A 9,872-nucleotide genomic window follows, 5' to 3' on the forward strand; every position below is an offset into this window, starting at 1 on the left:
CCTCTTCGCTGCCGCTGGTAAGCGCGCCGGCAAGAAGGACCTCGGCCTCATCGCCATGAGCTACAAGAACGTGTACGTGGGCCGTATCGCCCTCGGCGCAAACGACGCTCAGGCCCTGAAGGTTCTCCAGGAAGCAGAAGCACACAATGGTCCGTCTCTGATCATCTGCTACTGCCCCTGCATCAACCACGGTTTCGATCTCAACAGCCAGCTTCAGCACCAGAAGATGGCTGTGGATTCCGGTTACTGGACTCTGCTCCGCTACAATCCGGCTCTCGCCGCCGAAGGAAAGGCTCCGCTTATCCTCGACTCCAAGAAGCCGACGATCCCGGTTGCAGAATACATCTACACCGAAAACCGCTACAAGCAGCTCACCCGTAACAATCCGGAAGTTGCCAAGAAGCTCGCCGACGACCTCCAGAAGGAAGTGGACGCTCGCTTCGCATTCTACGAAGCGATGTCCAAGGACACTGAAGGCCTGATTAGCCTCTAATCGGTTGACGATTAATTAAAACGCCCCGTCACGATGAGTGGCGGGGTGTTTTTTAGTAGCGGGCGTCCACCGCCAAGCGAAGGAGGCTACTCTTAAGTAGCCTTCGAAGCGCGGAGCATTCAACTTCCATAAGTTCTTATATGCGATAGTTGAATGCGGAGTCTCGTACTGACGCTCGCTACGCATTCTACGATGCGATGTCCAAGGACACTGAAGGCCTGATCAGCCTCTAATCGGTTGACGATTAATTAAAACGCCCCGTCACGATGAGTGGCGGGGTGTTTTTTATACAATCACTTGTGGTTATATCTCTTCGAATTGCTGCTTATCATGTACAACAGCACGGCGCAGACCATCGGCATTACATACCCGACATACGAAGAAATTCCCGGCTTTGAAACCAGCAGGTTGTAGAGCGCGTGCACGGTCATGGATAGCGACAAGACGCCCGCAATCCCGGCGAAGGAGAACACCATGTACGTCTTCAGAATCTTGATGCCCTTGGCGATGGCGACCATGGTCACGATATGCATCACTCCGACGGCTGCCCCGCGGACTAGCACATAGCCGAGATGCTGAATGCCGGGCGACAGCAGGTAACAGGAATTCTCGAAGGTCGCAAAGCCGGCTCCGATACCGACAGCGAACAGCTGGATTTTTTCGTTCGACGGATTGAACACGTAAACGCAGAACAGAACGGACAACAGCTTCATGATTTCTTCTATAATCGGGGAAATAAAAATAGAGGTATTTTCTGAATTGAATCCGGATACCAACTGGAAGAAGCCGGCCATATACGCAGACAGAATGCAGACAATCATGCCCGCGATGAATGAGGCTATAATCCGGCGGGCATTCCCGTTGATGAAATGCAGGGAAATCGCCAGCGGAACCACAATGCATATCAGGATGTTTTCAGCATATATCATTGTCGGAAAGTTCCTTTTTAACTGATATGTACATGATTGGAAATGCGACCGTATTTGCGAGGAATGCTACATAGTAGTAGCACTCCGCGCTCGAGAACATGGCGAGGTTAGTCCATAAAAAGAACGTCGAGACCACAAAGATGTCCTTGCTCTGGACACTCTTGATTCCGAGCCATACCATCAGGGCGAATTTCACCACGTAGCTCCCGTACTTCGCGAACGCATATACGGGGCCTTCTGAAATCGGAAGCATTGCAAGCAGGGCAAGGACAACTACGCTTGTCACCGCCGCAAGGCTCAGATTCTTTTGTGACATGGATTTGCGGGAGCGCAAGCCGCGTATCAAGAGCCACAAGAAGTAAATATAAGGAATCCCGAAGAATATATCTTGGAACCACTCCCCCGACCAGACAATCCATAACACGATATTGGCAACAGTGTAGAGGATGGCAAACAGAATTTCCCCGGGAACCTTCTTGTGGTTCTTCAATACCGAATCCAATCCCACCGACAAAAGCAGTATGGCCGCGCATTCCGCAATTTCATTCGCGGCAATGGGCATTCGCGTACCGGGATTTACAAGGTCGTAAGCAATCCAATACAGATTGCTCAGAAGGAAACTCACCATTGTCAACACGAAGAAAATCGGAAGGATGCTTTTTTTACCGAAAGGCATCATCCCGATGGATTTCGCAATGACAACAGCTAGAATGCAATTTTGAATTATGCTCCCCAAGACATCGACCAGCGTCTCGTCACTCATTCGGGGAACTCTCCCGTTTGATCTTTATCAGATGCAATACCAGTTGAGTCGCCGCAACTCCCAGAAAGAAAGAAATTATACCGATGATTATATACCCTACGTATCCCATGAGTTACCAATCCTTTCATAGGCAAGGCGCAGGGCTTCTTTTCCCCTGGCCAAAAGATTATATGTCTGCTTGATGTTTTTTCTTATGATTCTGCAAATCTGTTCCGGTTTCAAGTTCTCGAAACACTGAAGGAACAGAACTTGCCTGTAGTTCGCGTCGATTGATTCCATCGCTTGATACAACTGCTTGTCCCTTTCGTTATTCAGCAGGATTGTGGCCGGCTGAAGGCTTGCATCGGCCTGCACGTTGTTCAAAAAGTCATTTTCCGAGGATATGTATTTGATTTTGCGTTTTCGCAAATAGTGCAACGCCTGGTTCTTGGCGATGGCATAGAGCCAGGTTTTGAACGAAGCGTTATCTTTCTCTTTGTAGCGGCTCGTTCCAGACGCCAATATCGCAAACGTATCCATCATCAGTTCTTCGGCGTCGTCTATGTTTTGAATAAACCCATGAATAAATAGGACTAGGCTGTCCCTGTATTTATTAAATAGATCTTCAAGAGCGTCTTGGTCGTTGTCGACAAGAAAACGAGTATATAGCAGTCCGTCGTTGTCAGGCATTGACTGGTTCTCCGTTTTCGATGGCAGGTGCTTTTTTAATCAAAAATGACATTCTTACCGAACTTACAACAAACTTAAATTAAGCATACGTTAGTTTGTACACAGAATATACTTTAACAAAATAGCAAAGTCAAGAACTTTTTTTTGAGCGGTTTGTGAATTTATTCAAAAACTCAGGAAAAGTAAAAGAACGACAGCACACGTTGAAATACGAGTGTAATACAAAAATTAAACAAGATAATTCTGATATGATTAAATAGCAGGTTGTACCAAGCAAACGTGATATTTTTTTTACATAAAGTAAAGAGTAATAAACCCGCTTCGTGTAATTAAATTAAAGGAGAGCAAAAAACGGAACTCGAATATGAAATACACGACAGAAAGAGCTTTGTGTGAAATCAAGCGGCGTGCCAAAATAATCAAGCTAAGGCATGATAGAAAGATTACAAATATCCTTACCGCATCCGCCAGCTTTTGTCTGATAGCCCTCTTTGCCGTTATAAGCATCTTCTCTAATTCTCGAGTTTCCGGTGTTCAATCCGAATACGGAGCCTTTATTCTACCGGCCGAGGCCGGTGGATACGTGCTGGTCGCTGTTTTGGGTTTTGTTCTGGGAGTTTGCGTGACGCTTATAATTAAATATTCGAAAAAAAAACACTAAAAAATACATCTCAAAAAAAGCGGCAGAATGCAAATTTCTGCCGTTTTTTATATGGTAAATTGAACTTCTTATAATACACGCAATTAGTCGTGCTGTTCCCGAAGCATTGCATCTTTTTCCCTTATTTTATAAAATATTTATCGAGTCAGCCGGCGCTGCAATGCCCCCTATAAAAAAAACATATGAAACGGAGCTTTTAAACCGTCTCATATGCCGTTCCCCCCCAGAACTAAGAATTTTGGTGTGCAAATATGACCGCAGGACAGCTAGACCTGCGCGGCAGCGAGGTTGAAGGCCTCGGGATAGGCCTTCGCGGCGCAATTGTCGCAGAGCACGCGCATGCGTGTTTCTGCGAGCGTATTCACGCGCACCTGTTCGCCGCAGTGGGCACATTTGTTGATGAACACCACGGAATGATTTTCTACGACAGGAGCAGATTCCTTCGCCAGCACGGGTTCGCCGAGACGGCTCACAGTGTTGCGGAAGGTGATCTTGCCATCGGCATCTTGCACGATTTCGCGAGAGAGGCAGCACTTGAAGCTGCGGCCCTTGCGGTTACGCATGCGGAAGATGAACTGCGTCTGCGAAAGATTGTCGCAGCTGCTGAAGGTTTCCCAGTCGCCACGGTAACGGTAACAGTCGGTGATGTAATGCCACACGACTTCGGATTCGGTGAATCCGAACATGCGGCAGAACCGCTTGTTTCCCGAAAGGATTCGGCCGCTCTGGTTGACTTCGAATCGAGCGATATCGAGGTTGTTTTCGTTGTCGATCATTTTGCACCTCCCTTGAGATAGTAGCGGTAAAGCACATCGGATTCTCCTATGGCCGTTGTACTCAACCGTACATCGTCTAGTTTGAGATTCACATCTTCCTTGCCGAAGAATATCGGCTCGGTCGACGTGCCTATCTGCGTTACCGAGACTGCCTTTTCGGCGGTCTTCACCCCATTTATGTATAACGCAGAGGTTTTCCCGTCCCAAATCGCTGTCACATAAATCCATTTGTCGAAATAAATGTAGTCGACAAAGACCGCGTCTTCGCATTCGAGAGAATTGCTGGAGCCGTCGGCGATGAAGAACCCGAGCGAGACCTCTTCGCGGTCGCATTCGCCCTGCACGAGCGCGAGACTGAACACGTCGCTGTCTTCGCTGGAACCGAACCCGAGCTTACCGATAATGTTCCTGCGGTAATTCTTGGATTCGGGGTCTTCGATGTTTATCCAAGCTTCGATCGTCAAGGACTTTGCGCTGTCCAGAATGCTGCGTTCGCCTTCAATGACTCCGAACTGGTCACTGCCGTAGAGCGCGAGCGCCTTGTTGGCCGGACCGTCTTCGAGGGAGTCCACGCCATAGAGCAGGATGCCTTCTGTACCTCCGCGGGCGTCGTCCACCTTCTTGGTGTCCTTGTCCGTATTGGCGAGGTAATCCATCGGCCACCAGCTCCTGAGTCCGTATTCCGGAGAAAGCGGGAACAGCAGTTCGCTCGAGTCACGCTCTTCGCCGGTAATCACGATAGAATTGGACGGTGCCGAAGAGGATGCCGTGAGCGAATCGTCCGATTCGTCGGAATCTTTTTGTTCGGCGAGATCATAGCCTATGGAGTTGTTTTCGAACAATCCTGTGGGCATGGGGCCGCGGAACGTGATGGAAGACTCCATGTTGGTCACGATGTACACTGCATTGTTGTAATGTACCGGGTCCGGGGACTTCGCGTACAGCGGAACGACGCCGTAAGGAATGTTCTTGAAAGAGAACTTGCCGTTTTCGTCGGTCGTGGTTTCCCAAGGGGACCCCGGGATGTAAATCTTGATGCCGCTGGTTGTGGTGTCGGGACGGAGATAGAAATTGCCCGAGACCGGTTTTGTCTTTTCGAGCTGCGCGGTGAGGGTCTGCTCGGTGCCGTCGAAAGTCAGGGTGCTGTAGTAGGCGAAGCTGTCCTTCGTCGCACTGAGGCCGTATTGCCCTTCGCGGATAATCGGAAATCCGAACTTGCCTTCGGAATCGGTCGTGTCGGAGTAAACGAGCGTATCGACCACGAAATGACGCGCACATACAGAAATACCGACCATGGCGTTGCCCGCATCATCGAGAAGAACGCCTGCGACAGTATTCGTTTCTTCGCTGATGCCGCCCGAAAGCTGCGGCCCGCATGCGGTCAAAACGATGCTGGCGGAAACGCCGGCAATCAACGCACATGCATTCACTATGCGAAGCAGATTACGCATTGTTACCCCTCCCCTTAAACTTCTTGGTCAGCGGGAACAGCTGGATGTTGAGGCGGTAAACGCGGTCTTCATCCGTATCCTGCATGACAATCGACGCGACACGGCGGCGGAAATCCTCTATTTCCTTTGCGATGCGGCCGTATGCATCTTCAGAAATGCCCACCGTAAGGCCAGAGATGTCGCGTTCGTTCACTGGTACTTCGTCCAGTGAACGAACCGCGAGCTCTCCCATCTGGCGGTGCATTTCACGCACCGAGAGGCTTGTGACCTCTATGTTACCGGTGGTTATCGCCTTGGACGACTGTTCGAATCTGCCTTTGGAATCCTTGTTCAGGAGCCCGACTTTTTCCAGGAGCTTAAGTGCCTTCTTCACTTCAGCGGCCTGGGTGTCGAACGCGAGCATGTCGGCCACCTGCGCCGGGGTGGCTTCTGGAACCTGCGGAGCGAGTTCACGCAGCACAGGATTGATCCAGGACTCGTAGTAGTCGTACTGATCCTCACCCACGAGGGTCATTTCGTTTTCCTTGGCGATGGCGCGGAGTTCCTTGAAGACCTCCTTTTTCTTCGAGGAATCCTTTTCTTGGTTGAAATTGACGAGGGCTCGAAAATATTGCAAGTCTGCTCCGACAAGGCCCATGGCGTTAGCCACGCGCTCGATGCCCACGTCACTCAGGTTGGTCTTGCCATCGCAAACCAGCTTGAGGAAAACGGGAGAGGAATATCCGGCCGCCTTGGCGAAGTCACGCCAGGTGAACCCGGAGCGGATTTTGCGCTCCGTATAGAAGTCACGCACATACAGGCGATAATTCTGGTATTCCATCACACGTTTCATACAATTGAATATATACTCTTTTTTTTCGAAGTGCAATAGGTTCATGATACAAAAATCAAATTTTTTACGAAAATAGAGCAATTTTTCTCCTTTTTTACGTTTTTCGTTGTTTTTGCCATGATACAAATGTGTTGAAAACGTATGATATTATACACTAGAATATTGCGGAAGGGAATATTTTTGTGATGTAAAGCGATAGAAAACGACAAGAAAATTCGTCCAAAAACGAAAAAAAACGACGGATTTTACCAATCCGCCGTCATGATACAGCAAAAAAATGTGAGCAAGCCCCTAAATCGGGCCGGGAGCGCTATCCTGCGACGTCCTTGACGACCATGATACCGCCCTTCTCGATCTTCGGATAGCTGCGCATGCCTTCCCCGCCCTTGCCGCGGTCGAGCACCTCTTCGAGCTCGCCCTTCACGTTGTACAGGTGCAGTTCCCACGGGCCGTTCGGGGCGTTGAAGTAGCCGGAGTTCTTCTGCACGTTGCGCTGGAAGGTGCGGTTGAGCCTGTCGGCGATGCTGCGGGCCTGCACGAGGCTGATGTCGGCGAGGGTCCACGATATCGGGCTTCCGCCCATGTCGAAGATGAGCAGCGCGTCGGAGTCGGTGTCTTCCTTCATGGTGAATTTCCAGCTGAAGTTCTGCCAGCTCGTGCTCAAGTCCAGGATACGTCCGTTGGCGTACGGCGTGTATTCCTGCGTGTCGCGCTTGATGTTCACGTTGAGCGTGCGGGGCTTGTCGGCCTTCGCGCGCATGCTGAAGATGTAGGTGATTCCGTTGCGCAGAACCAGGTGCTGCTTGAACTGCAGGCCCCAGGTTTCCTTGCCCGCCTGCTTGATGTCGAAGTGTATCGCGCCGTCGCGGGCCGAAACTTCGGCCTTGCCGCCCCAGAAGTCGGTGGTCCAGCCGTCAAGCGGGTTCTCTGCGGAGAAGTCTCCGTTCTCGATGATGTTCGCGCCGCCTCCCTGCGAGCCGGTCGTGAAATCCTTGTTCTGGATGAAGTTCGGGATGACGCTTGTGTTCTGGATTCCGAGCGGGCTGTCGATGGCGACTTCCTTGCCCCAGCCGACAAGCGTGTTGTACGAGCCGTGCTCCGTCATGTCCATCTCGGGGCAGTCGGAGTTGCCCGGGCCCCAGCTCCAGCAGAGCCAGCCGATGCTCAGGCGTTCGCACTCGCTCATGATGTGCTTGTAGGGAATCTCGCGCACTCCGGCCACAGCCATCGGTGCGAATTCGCCCACCACGAGCGGGATGTTCGCTTCGATAGATTTTTCGAGGCACACGGTGACGCGCTCGGCGACGTTGGAAAAGCCTGTAGCTTCGGGGTCGTGGCGTTCGCTGGGCCACCACATGTGGATGGAGAACAGCAGGTTGTGTTCCGGGTCCGCCTGCAAGAGCTTCGGGCCTACGGCGAGCAGGTTCTTCTCGTTCTGGCCCCAGTTGTCGGCGTCAATCATGATGGGCACGCGGATTGCTGCCGCGCGCATCTTGGTGACAATCAGGTTGTAGACGTCGAAGAATTCCTCGGGCGGCACTTCGTGGGAACCGGGTTCGTTGCCCACGTTGAGGATAAGGTATTCCTGGTGGTTGTTGATCATCTGGAGCATTTCGTCGCGCAGCCAGAAATCGACCACTTCGGGCAGCTTGTCCCAGTTGCCGGTGGTATCGTGCAGTTCGACGATGGGAATCATCCCGTTGCTGATGCTCTGGGCGACGATGGAATCGAGGTCGCTGATGCGCCCGCGGGTGTTCCAGACGATGCGGACGCAGTTCGCGCCGGTCTTCGCCATTTCGGGAATTGTTTTGCCTTCGCGGTCGGTCCAGATGAACATGTGGTTTATGCCGCGCAGGATGACCTTCTCGTTGTCCTTGCTGTAGAGGAAACGGTCCTGCACAAAGAAACCTGGTTTGGCGGTGGCTATGTTCATGCCTAAAAACTCCAAAATCTTGTTTTTCGCATATAAATATATATAAATGGGCTGAAAAATGGGCTATAAACGGCAAAAATGGGAATACTTTGCAAATCCAGCGCTATTTTTTTATATTTGAGATATCCTGATATCTATCGGGGGTGCCTGGTTTGCCTCGCCTATCGCTACTCGCGTTAGGCTCGCCCTACGGGCCTTTCGCAATCTGCGATTGCTCAAGGGCTTAAACGCTCCCACTTGGTCGCGTTTAATCGACGAGTCTCAACCAGATCACCCCCGGTGAAACACCGGGGGTGATCTGGTTTCGACAGGGTCGCTGAAGTGTTAGTTGCAAGCCGAGGTCTCAGACGAGGGCACTCGTAAAAAAGTCTGAAAAAAAAATAAGTGCTGACGAAAACTACGCACTCGCTGCCTAATTAGCGGCAACGCCGGGCCTCATTCCGCTCCCATCGGGATGTACGTCCGGACGAAATATGGGATAGGATTCTCGCATGCCTGGGGCTAGAGTCCGAGATTCACTAGGCTGGTCAAACTCTGCGCCGACCTTCTTGGGCGTGGACAAGACGAGATCTTAAATGCGAAGGGAAAGCTTGTAGGAATGGACATGGACGTGATTTTGGACAGGGGTTCGACTCCCCTCACCTCCACGAAAGGGCTGGCGCAATGCGCCTGCCCTTTCGTGTTTTTACAAAAACCGCTCGCTCGTCATATCTGGCAATGAAACCTCCGGTTTCTCGCTCACTCTCGCCCACACGGCCTGTTAATACAGGCCGCTTAGGGCTCACGGAAAGCTGAAATAATGGCTCCATACAGCAGGGCCTTTTTTTGGAGGTGAGGATTTAGAGACCGTTCGTTCTACATCCCGGGCATTGAATTCTCCGGATTCTCACTCACTTTCGCAACCACGCCTCGTTAGATAAACCTAAGCCGAGTACAGCAGAAACAAGTTTACTTGTTTCTATTGTTGAGGCGCCGGTTTATGCGATATAATCGCAATACGAGGCGCTTGTTGCTCACAGAAGACCGTTCGTTCGTCGTCTCGGGGTTATTTATGGAAATGCAGGCGCGAGCCCTCGACTAATCGGAGCCATTTTTCTATCTTTTCGCGCGAAAAATAAATGAGGTAACTATGCTTTTCAATTTCGACATGATCCAGGGCGTCTATGCCCGCATTCCCGCCCGCGTTGAAGCTGCCCGCAAGCAGCTGGGCCGTCCGCTCACCCTCGCCGAAAAGATCATCTACAGCCACTTGATCGACGGCGCCGAGAATAGGACCTACGAACGCGGCAAGGATTTTGCCGAATTCCACCCGGACCGCGTCGCCATGCAGGACGCCACCGACCAGATGGCCTTGCTTCAGTTCAC

At 51.3% G+C, this 9,872-nt stretch carries 8 protein-coding genes, 1 other RNA gene and 2 pseudogenes; 4 read left to right on the plus strand and 7 right to left on the minus strand.

What is annotated here, in order from left to right:
- Positions 1 to 493: pseudogene (locus IK012_RS00925) on the plus strand (pyruvate:ferredoxin (flavodoxin) oxidoreductase); the annotation flags it as partial.
- A 293-nt stretch (positions 494 to 786) separates the two neighbouring features.
- On the opposite strand, the gene IK012_RS00930 reads toward IK012_RS00925, so the two are convergent.
- The 3 genes from IK012_RS00930 to IK012_RS00940 all read right to left on the minus strand — a co-directional run bounded on the left by IK012_RS00930 (position 787) and on the right by IK012_RS00940 (position 2,854).
- Entirely contained in the window at positions 787 to 1,422 is a 636-nt protein-coding gene (locus tag IK012_RS00930; protein ID WP_290949418.1) for a PrsW family glutamic-type intramembrane protease, read from the minus strand.
- Complete coding sequence (locus IK012_RS00935) at positions 1,409 to 2,185, minus strand: hypothetical protein (RefSeq protein WP_290949420.1); 777 nt, start codon at positions 2,183 to 2,185, stop codon at positions 1,409 to 1,411. The genes IK012_RS00930 and IK012_RS00935 overlap by 14 nt, the downstream gene beginning before the upstream one ends.
- A gap of 96 nt (positions 2,186 to 2,281) precedes the next feature.
- Complete coding sequence (locus tag IK012_RS00940; RefSeq protein ID WP_290949422.1) at positions 2,282 to 2,854, minus strand: RNA polymerase sigma factor; 573 nt, start codon at positions 2,852 to 2,854, stop codon at positions 2,282 to 2,284.
- 364 nt (positions 2,855 to 3,218) lie between these two features.
- On the opposite strand from IK012_RS00940, the gene IK012_RS00945 reads away from it, so the two are divergent.
- Complete coding sequence (locus IK012_RS00945; protein ID WP_290949424.1) at positions 3,219 to 3,515, plus strand: hypothetical protein; 297 nt, start codon at positions 3,219 to 3,221, stop codon at positions 3,513 to 3,515.
- Between the two features lie 266 nt (positions 3,516 to 3,781).
- Here IK012_RS00945 and IK012_RS00950 read toward each other — a convergent pair whose 3' ends face one another.
- From IK012_RS00950 to IK012_RS00965, 4 genes are all read right to left on the minus strand, one after another.
- Entirely contained in the window at positions 3,782 to 4,291 is a 510-nt protein-coding gene (locus tag IK012_RS00950; protein WP_290949425.1) for a PAS domain-containing protein, read from the minus strand.
- Positions 4,288 to 5,742, minus strand: a complete 1,455-nt coding sequence (locus tag IK012_RS00955) for a LamG-like jellyroll fold domain-containing protein (protein WP_290949427.1) — start codon at positions 5,740 to 5,742, stop codon at positions 4,288 to 4,290. The genes IK012_RS00950 and IK012_RS00955 overlap by 4 nt, the downstream gene beginning before the upstream one ends.
- Complete coding sequence (locus IK012_RS00960) at positions 5,735 to 6,574, minus strand: TIGR02147 family protein (RefSeq protein WP_290949429.1); 840 nt, start codon at positions 6,572 to 6,574, stop codon at positions 5,735 to 5,737. Before IK012_RS00960 ends, IK012_RS00955 begins: the two co-directional genes overlap by 8 nt.
- Positions 6,575 to 6,884: 310 nt before the next feature.
- Positions 6,885 to 8,507, minus strand: a complete 1,623-nt coding sequence (locus IK012_RS00965) for a cellulase family glycosylhydrolase (RefSeq protein ID WP_290949430.1) — start codon at positions 8,505 to 8,507, stop codon at positions 6,885 to 6,887.
- A gap of 289 nt (positions 8,508 to 8,796) precedes the next feature.
- On the opposite strand from IK012_RS00965, the gene ssrA reads away from it, so the two are divergent.
- Positions 8,797 to 9,157: a transfer-messenger RNA gene (gene ssrA, locus IK012_RS00970) on the plus strand.
- Between the two features lie 479 nt (positions 9,158 to 9,636).
- Positions 9,637 to 9,872 (plus strand): annotated as a pseudogene (locus IK012_RS00975) (aconitate hydratase); the annotation flags it as partial.

Source organism: Fibrobacter sp., from assembly GCF_017551775.1.
Classification (GTDB): Bacteria; Fibrobacterota; Fibrobacteria; order Fibrobacterales; family Fibrobacteraceae; genus Fibrobacter.